This window comes from Streptomyces sp. NPDC007205 (genome assembly GCF_040634095.1).
GTDB lineage: Bacteria > Actinomycetota > Actinomycetes > Streptomycetales > Streptomycetaceae > Streptomyces.
The window spans coordinates 56,255-76,687 of record NZ_JBEYEW010000005.1; the positions used below are offsets into that span (position 1 = coordinate 56,255).

12 protein-coding genes are annotated in these 20,433 nt (G+C 73.4%); 9 read left to right on the forward strand and 3 right to left on the reverse strand.

Going from position 1 to position 20,433, the window contains the following annotated elements; translation table 11 throughout:
• Positions 1–13: 13 nt before the first annotated feature.
• Positions 14–1,189, forward strand: coding sequence for a thiolase family protein (locus ABZ624_RS11275; RefSeq protein WP_360085391.1), 1,176 nt, complete (start codon positions 14–16; stop codon positions 1,187–1,189).
• A 39-nt stretch (positions 1,190–1,228) separates the two neighbouring features.
• Here ABZ624_RS11275 and ABZ624_RS11280 read toward each other — a convergent pair whose 3' ends face one another.
• Positions 1,229–1,996: a TVP38/TMEM64 family protein gene (locus ABZ624_RS11280; RefSeq protein ID WP_360085394.1), complete on the reverse strand. Its 768-nt coding sequence runs from the start codon at positions 1,994–1,996 to the stop codon at positions 1,229–1,231.
• Positions 1,997–2,094: 98 nt separating this feature from the next.
• Positions 2,095–3,246, reverse strand: a complete 1,152-nt coding sequence (locus tag ABZ624_RS11285; RefSeq protein WP_360085397.1) for a glutathione-independent formaldehyde dehydrogenase — start codon at positions 3,244–3,246, stop codon at positions 2,095–2,097.
• Positions 3,247–3,372: 126 nt separating this feature from the next.
• On the opposite strand from ABZ624_RS11285, the gene ABZ624_RS11290 reads away from it, so the two are divergent.
• The 5 genes from ABZ624_RS11290 (at position 3,373) to ABZ624_RS11310 (ending at position 8,750) form a co-directional block, all read left to right on the forward strand.
• Positions 3,373–3,540: a hypothetical protein gene (locus tag ABZ624_RS11290; protein WP_360086075.1), complete on the forward strand. Its 168-nt coding sequence runs from the start codon at positions 3,373–3,375 to the stop codon at positions 3,538–3,540.
• Positions 3,541–3,640: 100 nt separating this feature from the next.
• Complete coding sequence (gene tuf / locus ABZ624_RS11295; protein WP_360085400.1) at positions 3,641–4,825, forward strand: elongation factor Tu; 1,185 nt, start codon at positions 3,641–3,643, stop codon at positions 4,823–4,825.
• 32 nt (positions 4,826–4,857) lie between these two features.
• A complete protein-coding gene (locus ABZ624_RS11300) occupies positions 4,858–5,703 on the forward strand; it encodes a fused MFS/spermidine synthase (RefSeq protein WP_360085403.1) in 846 nt (281 codons plus the stop codon).
• A 156-nt stretch (positions 5,704–5,859) separates the two neighbouring features.
• Positions 5,860–6,060, forward strand: coding sequence for a hypothetical protein (locus ABZ624_RS11305; RefSeq protein WP_360085406.1), 201 nt, complete (start codon positions 5,860–5,862; stop codon positions 6,058–6,060).
• A 122-nt stretch (positions 6,061–6,182) separates the two neighbouring features.
• Positions 6,183–8,750 (forward strand): discoidin domain-containing protein, encoded by a 2,568-nt coding sequence (locus ABZ624_RS11310; RefSeq protein ID WP_360085409.1) that lies wholly within the window; start codon positions 6,183–6,185, stop codon positions 8,748–8,750.
• Positions 8,751–8,809: 59 nt separating this feature from the next.
• Here ABZ624_RS11310 and ABZ624_RS11315 read toward each other — a convergent pair whose 3' ends face one another.
• Complete coding sequence (locus ABZ624_RS11315) at positions 8,810–9,826, reverse strand: hypothetical protein (protein ID WP_360085412.1); 1,017 nt, start codon at positions 9,824–9,826, stop codon at positions 8,810–8,812.
• 92 nt (positions 9,827–9,918) lie between these two features.
• On the opposite strand from ABZ624_RS11315, the gene ABZ624_RS11320 reads away from it, so the two are divergent.
• The 3 genes from ABZ624_RS11320 to ABZ624_RS11330 all read left to right on the forward strand — a co-directional run bounded on the left by ABZ624_RS11320 (position 9,919) and on the right by ABZ624_RS11330 (position 20,433).
• Entirely contained in the window at positions 9,919–10,377 is a 459-nt protein-coding gene (locus ABZ624_RS11320; protein WP_360085415.1) for a DUF4442 domain-containing protein, read from the forward strand.
• 393 nt (positions 10,378–10,770) lie between these two features.
• The gene (locus ABZ624_RS11325; RefSeq protein WP_360085418.1) at positions 10,771–12,864 is read left to right on the forward strand and encodes an RICIN domain-containing protein; all 2,094 of its coding nucleotides are present in this window, start codon (positions 10,771–10,773) and stop codon (positions 12,862–12,864) included.
• 387 nt (positions 12,865–13,251) lie between these two features.
• Positions 13,252–20,433, forward strand: a complete 7,182-nt coding sequence (locus tag ABZ624_RS11330) for an SDR family NAD(P)-dependent oxidoreductase (protein WP_360085421.1) — start codon at positions 13,252–13,254, stop codon at positions 20,431–20,433.

A 20,433-nucleotide genomic window follows, 5' to 3' on the forward strand; every position in this document is an offset into this window, starting at 1 on the left:
GGAGGCCCCCGCCATGCGCGACGCAGTGATCGTCGAAGCCGTACGCACCCCCATCGGCAAGGGCAAGCCGAACGGCTCCCTCGCCCACGTCCACCCCGTCCAGCTGCTCGCCCACACCCTGCGCACCCTGGTCGAGCGCTCCGGTGTCGACCCGGCACTGATCGACGACGTCATCGGCGGCACCGTCGACCAGGTCGGCGAGCAGGCCATGAACACCACCCGGTACGCCGTCCTCGCCGCCGGCTTCCCCGAGACGGTCCCGGCGACCACGGTGGACCGCCAGTGCGGCTCCTCCCAGCAGGCCGTGCACTTCGCCGCGCAGGGCGTGATCTCGGGTGCGTACGACCTCGTGGTCGCCTGTGGCGTGGAGTCGATGAGCCGGGTGCCGATGTGGTCCAACGTGCCCGCCGGAAAGGACCCCTTCGGTCCGGGCGTCGCCGAGCGCTACCCGGAGGGCCTGGTCCCGCAGGGCATCAGCGCCGAGCTGATCGCCGCCAAGTGGTCCCTCACCCGCGCGAGGATGGACGAGTTCGCGGTCTCCTCGCACCGGAAGGCCGCCGCCGCGTGGCAGGCCGGTCTCTTCGACGCCGAGGTGGCGCCGCTGGACGGCGTCGCCCGCGACGAGTGCGTACGGCCCGGCAGCACCCCGGAGATCCTCGCCGGCCTCAAGCCCGCCTACCACGACCCCGGCTTCGGCGAGCGCTTCCCGCAGATCGAGTGGAACGTCACCGCGGGCAACGCCAGCCCCGTCAACGACGGCGCCTCCGCCGTGCTGATCACCTCCGGCGACATCGCGGCCCGTCTGGGCCTGCGGCCGCTCGCCCGTCTGCACAGCTTCGCCGTCACCGGCTCCGATCCGCTGCTGATGCTCACCGGGGTCATCCCGGCCACCGAGAAGGTGCTCCACCGGGCCGGACTGCGGCTGGACGACATCGACCTCTTCGAGGTCAACGAGGCGTTCTCCAGTGTGGTCCTGGCCTGGCAGCAGGAGACCGGCGCCGACCTGGCCAAGGTCAACGTGCACGGCGGCGCCATCGCCCTCGGCCACCCGCTCGGCGCCAGCGGCACCCGGCTGACCACCACCCTGGTCCACGCGATGCGGGAGCGCGGCGCTCGCTACGGGCTGCAGACCATGTGCGAGGCGGGCGGGCTGGCCAACGCGATGGTGCTGGAAGCCGTTCGCGGGTAGGGCCGCTTTGTACCGTCGGCCGGCTGCCGCGCCGTACGCCTACCGTGAACGCAGATGGTGCCGCTTGCGCCAGGCGACCACCGAGCCCGCCAGCGCCGGTACGGCGATACCGGCCATCGCGATCAGGAAGGCGGGGGACGTCGGCGCCGAGGCGCGGGCGCCGGCCACCGCGTAGGCGGCGGTGTTCGGGACCGACCCGAGGGCGGTGGCCAGCAGAAACGGCCACCATCGCATCCGGGAGACGGCGGCGCAGTAGTTCGCCGCCCAGAACGGCACGCCCGGGAAGAGCCGGGCCACCAGCATCGACCGGAATCCGTGCCGGCTCAGCTGCCCGTCGGCCGCCTTCAGCCAGCGGCCCCGCAGCAGCGGGCGCAGCGCGTCCTGTCCGAGCACCCGGCCCAGCCCGAACGCCACGCCCGCACCGAGCACCGTGCCCGCCAGCGCCGTCCACAGCCCCAGCTGCGAGCCGAACAGCGCGCCCGCCGCCAGGTTGAGCAAGGGCCGCGGTACGAACGCCACGGTGCACAGCCCGTACCCCCCGGTGAACACCACGGCCGCCGCGGCCCCGCCGAGCTGCGGCGGCGAGCCGTGTGCCAGCAGCCGCTGCGGCTCGAAGGCCAGCACACACGCGGCGGCACCGGCGAGCAGGGCGGCCAGCAGCGACAGCCGGACATACGGATGGACCAGCGCCCGCCCGCAACGCCCGGTGAACCCGACGCGGGACGGGGGCGGCACGGCAACGGCGAGCTCCGTGGCGGCGACCCGGGGAGAGGCCGTGGCGGTGCCAGAACGGTGGGCATCGAGCATCCGGTGACACTAACCGACCAGCGTGTGTGATCGCCGTCAAGAGCGTCGCATCGAAGCGGGCCCGGGCGCCCATGGCACCCGGACCCGTCGCTCATGCCTCACGCGGCGAGCGCGTGGCCGGGGTGGAGTACCACCTTGGTGTAGCCCTCGATCCGCTTGTCGAACTTCTCGTACGCCTGCGGTGCCTGGTCCAGCGGCAGCTCGTGCGAGACCACGAAGCTGGGCTTGGCCCGCCCGGCGATGATCATGTCGCGCAGCTGGCGGTTGTACCGCTTGACGTTGCACTGACCGGTGCCCATCTGCTGGCCCTTCTCGAACATCTTGCCGATGGAGACCAGCAGCTGGCCGTGCTTGGCGTGCTCGTCGGGGCCGCCGGGGTCCGAGGGCACGTACAGGCCCGGTATGCCGAGCATGCCGGTGGGACGTACCGTCATGACGAGCTCGTTGAGGACGATGGCCGGTTCCTCGTGGCTGGCGTCGTGTGCCTGGGCCTGGTAGCCGACGGCGTCGACGCCCTTGTCGGTTCCCTCACCTCCGGTCTGTTCCTTGATCTGTTCTGCCGGGTCGCCCTTGGTGAAGTCGATGGGGATGGCTCCGATCTCCTCCGCCTTGGCGAGCCGCTCGGGCACCCGGTCGACGGAGAAGACCTTCGCCGCACCGCGCAGCAGCGCCGAGTAGGCGGCCATCAGCCCCACCGGTCCGGCGCCGAAGACGGCCACGCTCTCACCGGGGGAGACCTGGGCGAGTTCGCACCCGTGGTAGCCGGTCGGGAAGATGTCGGCGAGCAGCACGAAATCGGTCTCGAACTCCTCGCCCGGCGGCAGCTTCAGGCAGTTGAAGTCGGCGAACGGCACGCGCAGCAGCTCGGCCTGGCCGCCCGTGTACGGGCCCATCGCCACATAGCCGTAGGCCCCGCCCGCGAATCCGGGATTGACCGTCAGGCAGAAGCCGGTCTTGCCGGCGAGACAGTTCTTGCAGAATCCGCAGGCGACGTTGAAGGGCATCACGACGCGGTCACCCTCGGACAGGGAGGTCACGCCGCTGCCGACCTCCTCGATGATGCCGAGGTTCTCGTGTCCGAAGACGATGCCCGACTCGGCCGCCGTGCGGCCCTCGTACATGTGCAGGTCCGAGCCGCATATGGCGGTCGAAGTGACCCGTACGAGCACATCGTTGGGATGCTGGATCTGAGGGTTCTGGACGTCCTTCACCGCCACACTGAAGGGCTCTTCGTAGACGACCGCTTTCACCTCTGTCACCTCCGCGTCGAGCGCTGGACGACGGCGGAGAGGAGGGGGCGGCCCACTTCACCGCCGGTACTTCCAGGTAACGCCCCCACGGGAACGGGTGCAACCCGCCGGGAGGGACGCCGCACCGTGGCGCACGGCCCTGCGGCGGAAAACCATTCGACGCCGGACATGCCGTCGACGATGATCGACGGTATGTCCCGGTACGCCTTCCTCCTCACAGCATCCGCCGTCGCGGATGCGCCGAAGGCTGCCGTCCCGATCCTCGTGGCCGCTGTCGACGGCGCCCGAAGCTGACCCTCTCCGGAACGTCCGGCGGACCCCGCAGGGGGAGGGTCGGCCCGTCACCTGGGGTCCCGCGTTCCGTCACGACCAGCAGAGGCTTCGAGGTACAGCCATGTCCAAAACGGCCTACGTGCGCACCAAGCCGCACCTGAACATCGGCACCATGGGTCACGTCGACCACGGCAAGACCACCCTGACCGCCGCCATCACCAAGGTCCTCGCCGAGCGCGGCAACGGCAGCACCACCCAGTACGTTCCGTTCGACCGTATCGACCGCGCCCCGGAGGAGGCCGCCCGCGGCATCACCATCAACATCGCGCACGTCGAGTACGAGACCGACACCCGGCACTACGCCCACGTGGACATGCCGGGCCATGCCGACTACGTCAAGAACATGGTCACCGGAGCCGCGCAGCTCGACGGGGCGATCCTCGTCGTCTCCGCGCTCGACGGGATCATGCCGCAGACCGCGGAACACGTGCTGCTCGCCCGGCAGGTGGGCGTCGACCACATCGTCGTCGCGCTCAACAAGGCCGACGGCACGGACGACGAGGAACTCATCGACCTCGTCGAGCTGGAGGTCCGCGACCTGCTCACGGCCCACGGCTACCCCGGTGACTCCGTCCCCGTCGTACGGGTCTCGGGCCTCAGGGCGCTGGAGGGCGACCCGCGCTGGACGGCGTCCGTCGAGGCGCTGCTCGACGCGGTGGACACCTACGTGCCCATGCCGGAGCGGTACCTGGACGCGCCGTTCCTGCTGCCGGTGGAGAACGTGCTCACCATCACCGGGCGGGGCACCGTCGTCACGGGCGCGGTGGAGCGGGGCACGCTCCGCCTGGGGGACCGGGTGTCCGTGCTGGGCACCGATGTGGAGACCGTGGTCACCGGTCTCGAGACCTTCGGCAAGCCGATGCAGGAGGCTCAGGCCGGGGACAACGTGGCGGTGCTGCTGCGGGGGGTGCCGCGGGACGCCGTGCGGCGCGGGCATGTCGTGGCGGCACCGGGGAGCGTGGTGCCGGCCCGGCGGTTCTCCGCGCGGGTGTATCTGCTCTCGGGGCGCGAGGGGGGTCGTACGACGCCGGTCGCGAGCGGGTACCGGCCGCAGTTCTACATCCGTACGGCGGATGTGGTGGGGGACGTCGACCTCGGGGAGGCGGGGGTCGCCCGGCCCGGGGAGACGGTGACCATGACCGTCGAGCTGGGGCGGGAGGTTCCGCTGGAGCCGGGGCTCGGGTTCGCCATCCGTGAGGGCGGCCGGACCGTGGGTGCGGGAACGGTTGACTCCGTCGGTTCGTAAGGGCTTCTTCCCGTACCGGCGACAATGGGCTCGTGAGTGAAGCCATCCCCGTCACCCGGAACACCGATCACGGCACCGCCAAGCTGATGCCCGACGTCGACCGGGCGCGGGCCTGGTTGCTGACGGTCGACGGGGCGCCGCAGTCGTACGTCGATCTCGACGAACCGGCGTACCTGGAGTTCGAGTACGCGCGGCGGCTCGGACATGTGCTGGACACCGTCGCCGAGGCGGGGCGGGCGCTGGACGTGGTGCATCTCGGCGGGGGTGCGCTCACGCTGCCCAGGTATGCGGCGGCCACCCGGCCGGGCTCACGGCAGGACGTCGTCGAGGCCGACCGGGGGCTGCTGGAGCTGGTCGCCGAGCATCTGCCGCTCCCACAGGGCTCGGGCATCGCGCTGCACGCGGCCGACGCCCGGGCCTGGCTGGAGACCACCCCGGACGATCATGCCGATGTGCTGATCGCCGACGTGTTCGGCGGGTCCCGGGTGCCGGCGCACCTCACCACGCTCGCCTACGCCCGTGAGGCCGAGCGGGTGCTGCGGCCCGGCGGGGTCTACCTGGCCAATCTCGCCGACGCGACGCCGTTCGCGTTCCTGCGCTCCCAACTCGCCACCTTCGCGGCCGTCTTCGAGGAGCTGGCCCTGATCGCCGAGCCCGCCGTGCTGCGCGGCCGGCGGTTCGGGAACGCGGTGCTCGTGGCCGCGCACCGGCCCCTCGACACCGCCGCCCTGGCCCGTCGCACCGCGGCGGACGCCTTCCCGGCCCGGGTCGAACACGGCGCTGCCGTGCGGGAGTTCACCGGCTCCGCGCGGCCGGTCGAGGACGCCGACGCCGTGCCGTCACCCGAGCCGCCCGACGGGGCGTTCGGCATCGGCTGACGCGGTCACCGAAACGGTGCTCCCCCAGTCGGCTGCGCTCCGCGGGAAACTGGCCCCGAGGGCGTGCATGGTGACTCCATGAACACTGCACAGCTGAACCCAGCCCAGCACCCCCGACTCCTTTCCCGCGTTCCGCGAATATGCGCGGTGAGTGCCGTGAGCGCCCTCCTGGGCGTTGCCTGCCTGGCAGGCACGGCGAACGCCGCAGCAGCCGCACCCCCCGCCCCGCACACCGCCGCACAGGCCACCGCCGCAACGGCGGTCCCGGCCGACGTCCACCGCGCCCCCGCCCGTCCTGCCGGCGGCGACTACGGCGACGACGAGTGCGACGGACTCATCGTCCTGCTCTGCCTCTGACGGATCCCAGCGGCAGTTCGTACCGCGTCCCGCCCCGCCGAGGACACCGACGGGGCGGGACGCCCTGCTTCCTCCCCGGGTCGACGGCCTGCGTCCCGTTTCCCAGCGTTCGGAGAGGCGTCATGGCAGATGCGCCAGGCAGACCGCGAGGGGTCACGGCACGGGCCACCGGGCTCGTTCTCCTGGTCTGTGCGGCAGTGGCCCTCGGGCTGATACAGCCCGAGTCCGCCCTCGCGCATCGCACGGCGGCCGTACGGGACACGGACCCGCACTCCGACGGGGACATGCCGATGCCCCCGGACGTCCATGGCGAGGTCGTTCCCGAGGAGGCCATGCGCCCCCCGGCTCCGACCCTGCCGCGAGAGGGGTGGACCGCCACCGCCGACAGCGAGGAGACGCAGGCGGGTGACGAGCGTGCCCAGAAGGCGCTGGACGGCGACCCCGGCACCCTGTGGCACACCAAGTGGTCCGGTGACGGGCCCCCGCAGCCGCACACCATCACCATCGACATGCACCGCACCGCCGTCGTCTCCGGCATGGTCTACCAGCCGCGTCAGGACGGCAGCCCCAACGGCCGGATCGGCGAGTACGCCGTCTCCCTCAGCGGCGACGGCACGGCGTGGGGGAAGCCCGTGGCCACGGGAATGCTGGCCGACGACGCGACCGTCAAGACGCTGCGTTTCGTGCCCGCCCGGGCCCGCTATGTGCGGCTGACCGCCATCTCCGAGGCCGGCGGGCGCGGACCATGGGCCTCGGCGGCCGAGATCAACCTGCTCGGGGATCCTGGCGGCCCCGCACCCGGCGCGGATCTGCCGCGCGACGGGTGGACCGCCACCGCCTCCAGCGAGGAGGCCCGGGACGCCGATGACCGCGCCCGGAACGTGCTGGACGGCGACTCCCGCACGCTGTGGCACACCCGGTGGACCGGTACCGTCCCGCCGCTGCCGCACAGCATCACCATCGACATGCACCGCACCGCGGTCGTCTCAGGTCTCAGCTACGAACCGCGTACGGACGACAGCCCCAACGGCCGGATAGGCCAGTATTCGATCACCACCAGCCTGAACGGCACCGCTTTCGGGCAGCCGGTGGCGACCGGGACCTGGAAGGACGACGACACCGTCAAGGGCGCCACGTTCAGCCAACCCGTCAGTGCCCGCTATGTCCGGCTGACCGCCCTCACCGAGGCCGGTGGGCGCGGACCGTGGGCCTCGGCGGCCGAACTGCGCCTGAGCGGCCCGGCCGACCCCGCCGTACACGGCCGGTGGAGCCCCGTGATCGGCTTCCCGCTGGTGCCGGTGGCCACCGCCGTACTGCCCGACAACAAACTTCTGGCCTGGTCCGCCTACGCACCCGACCGCTTCGGCGGAAGCAACGGCTACACCCAGACCGCCCTCATGGACCTGGACACCGGCAAGATCACTCAGCGCCGCGTGGACAACACCAAGCACGACATGTTCTGTCCGGGCATCGCGCTCCTCGCCGACGGCCGCGTCCTGGTGACCGGCGGCAGCAACGCCGAGCGTGCCAGCATCTACGACCCCGGCACCGACAAGTGGACCTCCACCAGCGACATGAACATCGCGCGCGGCTACCAGGGCATGACCCTGCTCCCGAACGGTGACGCGTTCGTCATCGGCGGCTCCTGGTCGCAGGACAACGCCCCGGACAAGGGCGGCGAGGTCTGGTCGGCCGCCACCGGCACCTGGCGCAAGCTGCCCGGTGTACCGGTCACCCCCATCCTGACCGCCGATCCGGCGGGCCCCTACCGGGCGGACAACCACGCATGGCTGTACGCCATGGCCAAGGGCCGGATCCTGCAGCTCGGCCCCAGCAAGCAGCTCAACTGGATATCCACCGCGGGTGACGGCAGCATCACCCCGGCCGGCACCCGCGCCGACAGCGTCGACGCGATGAACGGCGACGCCGTCGCCTACGACGTGGGCAAGCTCCTGACCCTGGGCGGCGCCACGGCGTACGAGAACGCGGCAGCCACCAACCGCGCCTACACCGTCGACGCGAACGGCAGCAACGGCAAGCCCGTCAGCGCCCGTACCGGCGACATGTCCTACGCCCGCTCCTTCGGCAACAGCGTCGTCCTGCCCGACGGCAAGGTCGCGGTCTTCGGCGGGCAGTCGTATGCCAAGCCCTTCAGCGACGGCCACTCCGCCCTGACCCCGGAGATCTGGGACCCCGCGACCGGCCGCTTCACAGCCCTGGCGTCCATGGCCGTCCCGCGCAACTACCACAGCGTCGCCAACCTGCTGCCAGACGGGCGGGTCTTCACCGGAGGCGGTGGTCTGTGCGGCGACTGCCAGACCAACCACGCCGACGGGGCGATCTTCACCCCGCCCTCCCTCCTCAACACCGACGGCACCGAAAAACCCCGGCCCCGCTTCGTCGGTGACATGCCCGCCAAGGTCGCCCACGGGCAGCAGCTGAAGGTGACGACCGACGTGCCCGTCGACAAGTTCGCCCTGATCCGGGCCGGAGCCTCCACACACTCCGTCGACAACGACCAGCGCCGCATACCGCTGACACCCCGTAAGACCGGAACCAGCACCTACGAACTGACCGTCCCGGCCGACTCCGGCGTGGCACTCCCCGGCACGTACATGCTCTTCGCCCTCGACGCACACGGCGTTCCCAGCAAAGCCGCGATCCTCACCGTCGACTCCGCCGGCACGTGAGGGGTCGACCGCGCCGACGGCCCGTACGGCCGCGCTTGCCGGCGCGGCCGTACCCACCGCTACTCGTGCGTCGGACTTCCGTGCAGCCGGACCGTGCTGAGAATCTTCAGGACGGTCGCCCTGGAGATCCCGTCCTTCACGCCCGTGGCCCCGAAGAAGTCGAACGAGACATAGTCGCTGGCCGAGTTCTTGAAGCCGAACGTCAGTGCCTGGCCGTCGGTCACACACTTGCCCTTGCGCGGAGTGTGGTGCGACTGGGCCCACGCGTAACTGCCCTCGATGCCCGAGGTCGTCTTGAAGGGGGTGGCCTTCTTGTCCCACGAGAGGCTCTTCTTGTCCGGCATGGTGTAGGCGCCGTAGACCCACCAGGCCGGCGTGTTGATCGCGATCTCGTCCGTGTTCTTGGCGCCGCTGGCGCCCTTGGCGCCCACGGCGGCCAGCTGGGTGTCCTCGGTGCGGCCGTCCTTGTCGTCGTCGGACGTGCACCAGGTGGGCTTGTACTCGGCGAGGCCCGACATGGTGATGCCCGTGTTGGCCTCGCCCTTCGGGAAGTCGAACATGATCGCGGTGCCCGGCTTGTCGACCTGCCAGTCCGCGGGCACGTCGTAGGCGATGCCCCACTTGGAGTTCACCACGACCCGCCAGCCGGCGATGGTCGGCTTCTCGGTCTCGGTGCCGCGCGGGTCGTCGGTCGCGGACGAGGTGGCCGAGGGCTGTACGGTCGGCTTGCTCGTGTGCTGACCGCCCTTGCCGTCGGCCTCCTTGTCCTTGCCGCCGTTCGGGCCGAGGACCAGATAGCCGGTCACGCCGGCGGCGACCACGACCGCCGTGGCCGCGAGGATCGCGACCAGTTTCGTGCGGCCGCCGCCCTGCGGGGCCTGCGGGACGGGTGTGGTGGGCGGCTGTTGCTGCCCCCACTGCGGCTGCTGACCGTACTGCCCAGCTTGCGGGTACTGCTGGTACCCGGGCTGCTGGTACGGGTTCGGGTTCTGGTACCCCGGCTGCTGGTACGGGTTGTGCTGCGGATTGTGCTGCGGGTTCGGCGCGCCCCCTGGCGGCTGCTGATCTGGCCACATGGCCAGTAACCCTAGTGCGGCCCGGGACACGATTCGGTCACTGGCCCTCGCCAGGGTCGTAGCGAAGCCCTACTCATGAGTAACATATCGGCATGAGCGCAGACCAGATGTCCATCGGCGAGATGCTCGCCGCCACCGTGCCCATGGCCCGGACCCTGAACCTGGAGTTCCTGGAGACCACTGCGGACAAGGCCGTCGTGGCCCTGCCGGACCAGGGCGCGTACCACAACCACGTGGGCGGGCCGCACGCCGGTGCGATGTTCACGCTCGGGGAGTCGGCCAGCGGGGCCATCGTGCTGGCCGCGTTCGGGGACCAGCTCTCCCGTGCGGTGCCCCTCGCCGTGCGTGCCGACATCGCCTACAAGAAGCTGGCGATGGGCGCCGTCACCGCGACCGCGACGCTGGGCCGCCCGGCCGCCGACGTCGTCGCCGAACTGGACGCGGGGCAGCGCCCCGAGTTCCCGGTGGCGATCGAGATCCGGCGCGCGGACGGCGCCGTCACGGGCGAGATGACCGTCCTCTGGACGCTGCGCCCCAACCAGCAGGGCTAGCGAGGCACTTGAGGAGGGGTCCCGGCGCGGGGCCCCTCTTCCTGTCTTCTCGGGCGGCCCGGCGGCCTCCCCGGGAGTCGCTTTTGCCGTCTTGGGGTCCCGCGTACCGCTCGCGCCCGTCCAGGCGCCCTCCTGAGTGCGCCCGGAGAAACACGGGAACCGGCTGTGGAAGTGATACCGCCGGTAACTTTTGTGGATTTCGCCGACGTTGATGCCGAGTCAATCGAACTTCTTGTTTCCTGTCAGCCGCGTGTGCGAAGGTGAGCCTCCCCGCGGGAGGGCAAAGGCAGGCGCCGAGCGTCAAGGCCGGCCCTTCAGGTATGCACCAATGCACTGCTTTCCGACAGGACGGCATTTCGGGTGCTGTCCTGCGGCTGGAAAGGACATGGTTCCGTGCAGTCCCCTCACCCCCCACGCCCGCCGTATCCACCGCTGCCCGGTTCGACCGGGGAGTCCGACCGTAATCTCGCCGCCCTGCTCGGCGGCCCGCACCCAGCCCGCCACCACGCCGTCGCCCTGCTGCTGGCCCGCCACTGGCGGGCCGCCCGGGACTACGCCGTCGTCTGTCTGACCTCCGCCTGTCCCACGGCCCACCTCGTGGCCACCGCCGCCTTCCACGAAGTCCTCGGCCGCGTGGCGGGCGGGGCGGTGGGCGGCGCCCTGCGCCCGCAACTGCTGGTCGCCGTCCGCGACCTCGTCCGCGCCTGGGCGGACGACGACGCGGCCTGTGCGACCCTGCCTGAATTGCGCAAACCCGCCGGCGGTCGCGGACTGCGCGCGACAAAGCCCGGAACGCCGGAAAGGCGGCAACTCGCGGAACGCGCATTCCAGGCCCTTCCCGGCGCCTCGCAATGCCTTCTGTGGCACACCGAGGTCGAAGCAGAGCCGATAAACATACCTGCCGGTCTGCTGGGGATCGACCACGCCACCGCGACGGTCGCCCTGGAGCAGGCGCGCGAGCAATTCCGCGCCGGTTGCGTCCGCGCCCACCGGGAACTCGCGCCCTCCCGGGAATGCCGCTTCTACAACCGGCTCCTCGACGTCCCGATACGCCGTGGCGGCGCCCTGCTGCCGGATGTGCGACAGCATCTGACGGTCTGCGCGTACTGCCGGCACGCCGCCGAAACCTTCGGGCTGATCGACGACGGTCTCGGGCTCCTGCTCGCCGAGACCGTCCTCGGCTGGGGAGCCCGCCGCTATCTCGACTCCCGCCCGGGGTACGACGCCGTCGAGGAGGTGCCGCCCGCACCGGCGCCCGGCCAGGAGGGAACGGGGAGCGGAGGCAGGCACCGCACCGGCACCGGCGGACGCCACCGCACCGCCCTGGCCGTCGGCGTCGGGCTGGCCTCGCTCGCGCTGCTCGCCACCGTGCTCGCGGCCAGAAGCTGGTCCGATGACAACGCTGTCCCGGCGCCCGGCGCCACCTGGGGCGCACCGGCCGGCCGCACCACGCGACCGGGCGGCACCGGCGCCCGGTCCGGCACCTCCCCCTCGGCCGCCTCCGTCGGCGCAACCGCCGAGATCGCCCACGGCAGCCTGCGCGGCCTCGCCTCCGGCCGCTGCCTCGACGTGCGCGGGAACGCCGTGGAGGCGGGCGCGGGTGTCGCGCTCGCGCCGTGCTCGTCCGCCGCCTCCCAGCAGTGGTCGTACCAGGACGACGGATTGCTGCGCAGCGCCGCCGATCCGGCGCTGTGCCTGGCCGCCGACCCCGGGACGAAGAACGTCGTGCTGGCCGGGTGCGTCGTGCACGCCGGAGAGGTGGCGTACGACTTCACCGTGCGGGGCGAGATCCTGCTCCGCCGGCCCACGGGCCTCGCGCTCACTGCGGACTCCGGTGGCACGTCCGCCCGTGTCGGGCTGGTCCCGCGCGACGGTTCGCCGGAACAGCGCTGGGTCGTGGACCCGGGTCCGGACGGACTGCGGCGGCCCGACGCGGCGCCGGGTGCGCCTGGCGGTCCGGACGGTCCCGGTGTACCCGGTGCGGCCGGGGGAACGGACGGTGCGGGCTCGCCCGGTGACCGTCAGCCGGGGTTCGCGAAGGGGGATGCCGGCCCGGCGCCGCACGGGGGCGCCTCACGGGGCAAGCCGGAGGGCGACGGCCGAGGGCCCGGTCGTTCAGGAGGGACAGGGCCGGGGGAGTCGGGCAAGCCGGGGGAGCCGGGGGAGGCGAACGAGACCCGGATCGCTCAGGTCCGCGCCGACCACGGCCGCCGACGCCACCGGGCGGTGACGCCCGGCGAGGCGCTACGCGCGGTCCAGGAGGCCCTTCCCTCGGTCCCGGTCCACGAGGCCCTTCCCTCGGGCGGGGTGCGTGAGGCTCTGCCGCCGGCCGCGGCCGGTGAGGCCCTGCCGGCGGTGCCGAGGCAGCGCGTCCATCCGCGCGTCCATCCGCCGGTGCCGGTGCCGGTGCCGGTGCGTGACGGCCTGCCGTCGATCGCCGGCCCGGTCGCCGCCGTCCCCACGGCCCCGGGGACCGGGCTCCGCTGACACGTCGCGGGCTGACACCCGACGCCGGCCGCGTTCGGGCCACGGCGCCGGCGGCATACGGAATTTACAGACTTCCCGCGAATGTCCCGGCGCATGGCGGACGGGTGAGCCCGCGGCGAAACAGGCGGGCACTTTGCCGGAGTTCATGGGGGTGTGGCGCGTGGATCCGGGTGGTCCCCGCGCCCGCACCCATGAGGGGAATGGCAGCGTTTTCCGGTTCTTGTGGGGAATTCATCCCGCTGGCCGAATCGATGTCACCGCACGCGAAAAGGGCGCAACGTTATTGACCCGTGAGTAGGCCGAGGCTAGGTTCCGGTGCCCTCGCACCAGAGCGTTCCGCCGCACACACCCCCCACCGTGCTGTCTCGCCGATCGTGCCGGAGCATCATGACCTCGCCTGTGCGCGCCCATGACCTCGTCCTGTGCCTCACTCCCTTCGGAGCCCCCGATGCCGGTCTCACCGCAGCCGCCTGTGCCGCCGGTGCGCTCGGCATCCTCGACCTGGGCACCGGCGACCGAAGATCCCGGGAGGAGCTGGCGCGGCTGAGACGAGCCGCTCCGGGACCCTTCGGCGTCCGGGTGACCGGCCGCTGCGCCCTGTCCCCGGCCGAGGTGGGCGACGCCCCCGACACCGTGGTCCTCACCCCGGACACCACCTGGAGCTCAGCTGAACTCGATGCGTCCTGCCGGGTGCTGACGGAGGTCACGGACATCGGCCAGGCACGCGCCGCCGTACACGCCGGTGCCCGGGGGCTGATCGCCCGGGGCGGCGAGAGCGGTGGCCGGGTCGGCGAGCTCAGCACCTTCGTGCTGCTGCAACAGCTGCTGGGCGACGACGAGTTGAGCGGTGTTCCGGTCTGGGCCTGCGGCGGCATCGGGCCGCGAACCGGGGCCGCCGCCGTGGCCGGGGGTGCCGCCGGGGTCGTCCTCGACAGCCAGTTGGCCCTGCTCGCCGAATCGGGCCTCCCCGAGACGGTCCGCTCGGTGTTGCGCTCCCTGGACGGTTCGGAGACGGTGCTGCTGGGCGGCCACCGGGTCCTGCGGCGCCGGGGACCGGACGCCCCGTGCCCGCCGGCCGACGACCCGGAGGCGGTCGCGTCCCTGCTGGATGCCGGCGATCTGCGCGGCCGGCTGCTGCCCGTGGGCCAGGACGGCTTCCTCGCGGCCCGCTTCGCCGAACGGTACGGGGACGTACGGCGGACGGTGCGGGCGGTGTCGGCGGCGCTGCGCGGTACGGCCGACGGCGATCCGGCGCTCGCCCTGTGCCCCGGGTCGGCCATGAGCAGGGCACTCGGCACCCGGCTCCCCGTCGCACAGGGGCCGATGACCCGGGTCAGCGACCAGGCCGGTTTCGCCGCCGCCGTCGCCGAGGACGGGGCGCTGCCGTTCCTGGCGCTGGCCCTCGCCGACGGCGCGCGCACCCGGTCGATGCTCACCGAGGCCCGGGCCGTGCTGGACGGGCGGCCCTGGGGCGTGGGCGTGCTCGGCTTCGCTCCCGAGGGCATCAGGAACGCCCAGCTCGACGCCGTACGGGAGCTGCGGCCCACGCACGCGATCATCGCCGGCGGACGGCCCGCCCAGGCCGAGACGCTGGAGCGGGCCGGGATCCGCACCTTCCTGCACGTGCCCTCACCGGGACTGCTGCGGCAGTTCCTGGACGCGGGTGTGCGGCGGTTCGTGTTCGAGGGCTCCGAGTGCGGTGGGCACGTGGGGCCGCGGGCCTCCTTCCCGCTGTGGGAAGCCCAACTCGCCGTACTGGAAGACTTCCTGGCGGACGCCGACGACGGCACCGCCCGTCGGCTGGAGGTGTTCTTCGCAGGCGGCGTCCACGACGAGCGGTCGGCGGCGATGGTCGCGGCCCTGGCCGCGCCGCTCACCGCCCGGGGCGCCGCCGTCGGCCTGCTCATGGGCACCGCCTACCTGTTCACCGAGGAGGCCGTCGCGCACGGCGCCATCCGGTCCCTCTTCCAGCGGCAGGTCCTCACCGCCACCACGACCGCCCTGCTGGAGACCGCCCCCGGCCACGCCACCCGCTGCGTCCCGAGCCCCTTCACCGGCGACTACCGCACCCGGGAGGCCGCCTTACGGGCGCGGGGCCTGCCCGACCGCGAGATCTGGGAGAGCCTGGAACGGCTCAACGTGGGCCGGCTGCGCCTCGCCAGCAAGGGCGTCGAGCGCGGCACCGACGGCGCGCTGACGGCCGTCGGCGAGGAACGCCAGCTCGCCGACGGGATGTTCATGGCCGGCGAGGTCGCCGTCCTGCGCTCGGCGACCACCACCCTGGCGGACCTGCACCGCTCGGTGACCGACGGCGCCGCCGACTTCCTGACCCGGCGGGCCGCGCGCCCGAGCCCGCCCACCCCGGCCGAACCGGTGCCGCTCGCCCCGCCCGCACCGCTGGACATCGCGATCGTCGGCATGGCCTGCATGTTCCCCGAGGCCCCCGACCTGGCCGCCTTCTGGGCCAACATCGTCACCGGACGCGACGCCGTCACGGAGGTACCGCCCGAACGCTGGGACCCGTCCGTGCACCACACCGCGGGCAGCACGGCCTCGAAGTGGGGCGGCTTCCTGCCCCGCATCCCCTTCGACCCGCTGCGCTACGGCATCCCGCCCGCGTCCCTCGGCAGCATCGAACCCGTCCAGCTGCTGTCCCTGGAGGCCGCCCGCCGGGCACTGGAGGACGCCGGACTCGGCGAACGGGGACGGGAGTTCGACCGCTCACGGACCTCCGTGGTCTTCGGCGCCGAGGCGGGCAGCGACCTGTCCAACGCCGTCACCCTGCGCGCCGTCCTCCCCTCCTACTACGGCAGGGTCCCCGACGGCGTCGAGGAGCAGCTGCCCCGCCTGACCGAGGACTCCTTCCCCGGCATGCTCGCCAACGTCATCTCCGGCCGGATCGCCAACCGGCTGGACCTGGGCGGCGCCAACTTCACCGTCGACGCCGCCTGCGCGTCCTCCCTCGCCGCCCTCGACGTGGCCTGCAAGGAACTCGTCTCCGGCACCAGCGACCTCGTGCTGTGCGGCGGCGCCGACCTGCACAACGGCATCAACGACTTCGTCCTGTTCTCCTCCGTCCACGCGCTCTCGCCGACCGGACGCTCCCGTGCCTTCGACGCCTCGGCCGACGGCATCGCCCTCGGCGAGGGGGTGGCCTGCGTAGTCCTCAAACGGCTCGCGGACGCCGAACGGGACGGCGACCGGATCTACGGCGTCGTCAAGGGCCTCGGCTCGGCCAGTGACGGCCGCTCACTCGGTCTGACCGCGCCCCGCCCCGAGGGCCAGCGGGCGGCGCTGGAGCGGGCCTACCGCCATGCCGGTGTCTCGCCCGCCGACGTCGGCCTCGTCGAGGCGCACGGCACCGGTACGGTCGTCGGCGACCGCACCGAACTCGCCGTACTGGCCGAGGTGTTCGCGGCGGCGGGGGCGGAGACCGGCAGCTGTGCGCTCGGCTCGGTCAAGTCGCAGATCGGGCACACCAAGTGCGCCGCAGGGCTCGCCGGCCTGATCAAGACCGCCCTCGCCCTCCACACCGGGATCACCCCGCCCACCCTGCACCTGGAGCGGCCCAGCCCGGCCTGGGCGGAGGACGACAGCCCGTTCGTCTTCCACACCCGCGCCCGGCCCTGGACGGCACCGCCCGCCGAACGCCTCGCCGGGGTCAGCGCGTTCGGCTTCGGCGGCACCAACTTCCACGCAGTCCTCGCCGGCCACGCCGGGCCCGTACCGCCCCGGCAGGCCCTGGACGCCTGGCCGGCCGAGCTGTTCCTCTTCCGGGGCAGGGACACGGCGGCGGCCCACCGCCAGGCCGCGGACCTCCTCCGAGCCGCCGAGACCGCCGGCCGCCCCTGGCGCCTGCGCGACCTCGCCCTCGCCGCGGCCCACCGCGCCGACACCTCGCACGAACCGGTACGGGCCGCGATCGTCGCCCGCGACACCGAGGAACTGATCGCCCAGCTGCACCGCCTCCTCACCGGCGACCGCGATCCGGCCGCCGGGATCCATGTCGCGGGGCCGGGAGAGGGCCGTGCCGTGGGGCTGTTGGGTGGGGAGGTCGCCGGGTCGATGGTGGGTGAGGTCGCCGGGTCGGTGGTGGGTGAGGTCGCGGGGTGGGCGTGCGGTGAGGTCGCAGGTCTGGCGGAGGGTGAGGTCGGGGGGCCCGGTCGTGGCGGGGTAGCTGGGTCAGCGGTGGGCGAGGTCGCTCGGCCGACGATGAGTGAGGATGCGGCGCCGGCGGTGGGTGAGGTCGCTGGGACGGGGGTGGGTGAGGTCGCTGGGCCGGCGCCGGGTGAGGTCACCAGGGTGGCACCGGGCGAGGTCGCCGGGCCGGTGGAAGGGGAGGGCGTGGGCGCGGCGTGCGGCAAGGTCGCCTTTCTCTTCCCCGGTCAGGGCAGCCAGCGCCCCGGCATGCTCGCCGACCTCCTCGTGCACCTCCCCGAGCTGCGGTACTACCTGGACCTCGGGCGTGCGTACGCCGACACCGTCCACCCGCCGGCCGCCTTCGACGACACCGCCCGCGAGCGGCGCCGGGCGGCCCTCACCGACACCCGGGCCGCGCAGCCCGCCCTCGGCATCGCGGGTCTGGCCGCCCACGCCTTCCTCACCTCGGCCGGGGTCCACCCCGACCAGGCCGCCGGGCACAGCTACGGCGAGCTGGTCGCCCTCGCCGCGGCCGGCGCCCTCGACCCCGAGACACTGCTGGAGCTGAGCACGGAGCGGGCCGGCGCGATCCTGGCGGCGGCGGGCGACGACTCGGGCACCATGGCCGCCGTCGGCGCACCCGCCGGGACCGTCGTACACACCCTGCGCACGACCGGGGCACCCGCCTCCGTCGTCGTCGCCAACCTCAACTCGCCCGACCAGACGGTGATCTCCGGACCGACGGCGGATGTCGAAACGGCCGTACGGCTGCTGCGCGACGCCGGGCTCGGCGCGCGGCGCATCCCGGTTGCCTGCGCCTTCCACAGCCCGCTCGTGGCCGGGGCGGGGGAACGGTTCGCCAAGGTGCTCGAGGACAAGACGGTACGGCCGCCCGAGTTCCCCGTCTGGGCCAACCGCACCGCCACGCCCTACCCGCACAACCCCGCCGAGGTGCGCGCCGAACTCGCCGCCCAGATCGGTGCCCCGGTCGCCTTCGCCGCCCAGATCGAGGCGATGTACGAGGCCGGCGCGCGGGTCTTCGTCGAGGCCGGCCCCGGCACGGTCCTCACCCGGCTGGTCGGACGGATCCTCGGCGACCGCCCGCACCGCACGGTCGCCTGCGAACCGACCGCCGACAGCGGCCTGCGCGGCTGGCTCGACGCCCTCGCCCGGCTCGCCGTCGCCGGGCAGCCGGTGCGCACCGCCTGGCTCCTGCGGGGCCGCGACGCCGTCGACGCGCTGCGCACCCCGGTGCCGCGACGGCCCGGCTGGACGGTCGACGGACACCTCGTCCGCACCGCCGACGGAGCCCTCCTGCCCGGTGCCCTCGCACCGGCCCGACGAGTCGTGGAGACGACCGTGACCACCGACCAGCCGTACGGCGCCCCGGCCGACCGGGACGCGCTCATCTCCGAATTCCTGCGCACCAGCCGGGAGATGATCGCCGCCCAGCGCGATGTCCTGCTCACCTACTTCGGCGCCCCGCCCGGCGCCGTACCGGCGGCACCCGTCGCACCCGTGCCGCCACCGCAGGCGGCGACACCCGAACTGCCATCCGTGGAAGCCGAGTTGCATGTCGAGCCGGGCATCGAGGAGACGGTGGACGACGTGGGGCGGGTCGTCCTGGAGATCATCAGCGAACGCACCGGCTACCCCGTCGACATGATCGAGCCCGACCTCGACCTGGAGGCGGACCTGAGCATCGACTCCATCAAGCGGGCCGAGATCGCCGGCGAACTCGCCAGACGCCTGGGCATCGCCGGCGGCTCCGCCGTCCTGGCCGACGCCGAACTGGAGGAGCTGGCCAAGGCGCGTACGGCGGCGGCGGTGACGGCCTGGCTGACGGCGCGGGCCGGCGCGCACACCGGTGAGGGGAGCGGGCGGGCCGAGGAGCGGTCCGAGCCGTCGCTCATCCCTGCCCTCGGCGTGCCGCCCCAGCGGTACGAGCTGCGCCCCGTGCCTCTTCCGGAGCCCGACCCGGCCGCCGGCCAAGCCTCCGACCCGGCCGCCGGCCAAGCCTCCGACCTGGTCGGCCGGCGGATCGCCCTTCTCGGGGACGGTCAGGGCGCGGCGGCCGAGGTCGCGGAGCGACTCGTGGCGCACGGCGCCGATGCCGTGATCCTCGAGCGAGGTCATCTCCTCGCCGCCGCGGACGGCCCGGTCGACGCGGTCGTGTACCTCGGCGCGCTGCCCGGCCCGGACCTCCCGGTGCTGCCGGACGCCTTCCCGGTGCTCCGGGCGGCGCTCGGATGCGGCCCGCGCCGGCTGCTCGCCGTCCGGGCCGCCGACCGCACCGCGGCGCTGCGGGCGGCCGGCCTGGACGGGTTGTTCCGCAGCGTCGCGCGCGAGTACCCGGATCTGCTCGCACGGGTCGTCGCCGTCGCCGACACCGCCCCGGCGGCCGTCGCCGACGCCGTGCTCGCCGAGCTGCGCGCACCCGAACCGGCCCCCGTCGTCCTGCGTACGGCGACCGGAGCCCGGCAGGGGCTCGCGCTGCTGCCCGCGCCCCTCGGCACCCTCGCCGCAACGGGTGCCGGGCCGGCCGGGGACGGCGCCGCCGAAGCCGCCGCGCTCGGCCTCGACCGGGACTCGGTCGTGCTGCTCGTCGGCGGCGCCCGGGGCATCACCGCGAGGTTCGCCGCCACGCTGGCCGGCGCCTGCCGGTGCCGGCTCGAGCTGCTGGGCCGTACGCCGGCGCCCACCGCGGCCGAGAACCCGCGCACGGCCGCCGCCCGCACCCCCGTCGAGCTGCGGGCCGCGCTCGCCGCCGAGCCCGGCGCGCCCGGCCCCGCCGGGATCAGCCGGGCCGCCGAACTGATCCTCGCCCAGCGGGAGATCGGCACGACCCTCGCGGAACTGCGCGCGCTCGGCAGCGAGGCCCGCTACCGCTCGGTGGACTTCCGGAGCCGGGACGCCGTCCTGCAGGCGGTCAAGGAGACCCACGCCGAACACGGCCGGCTCGACGGAGTCGTCTTCGCCGCCGGAGTGATCGAGGACCGGCTGATCGCCGACAAGACCCCCGAGTCCTTCCAGCGGGTGTACGGCACGAAGACGGCCGGGGCCACCGCGCTGTTCGCCGCCCTGGACGACCTGCCCGGCGCTCCCGCGTTCACCGTACTGTTCGGCAGCATCGCCGCCGTCCTCGGCAACCGCGGCCAGGCCGACTACGCCGCCGCCAACGACGCTCTCGAAGCGCTCGGCGCCGACCGGGCCGCCCGCACGGGCGCCCGCACGTTGACCGTCCACTGGGGGCCCTGGGCGCCGTCCGCCACGCACGGCGGCATGGTGGGCGCGGAACTCGGCCGCGCGTACGCCCGGCGCGGCATCCAGCTGATCGACCCGGACGAGGGCACCGCGGCCCTGCTGCGGGAACTCGCCTGGGGCGAACCGTCGGCCTGTGCCGTCGTCTACACCGCGTCGGCCTGGTGA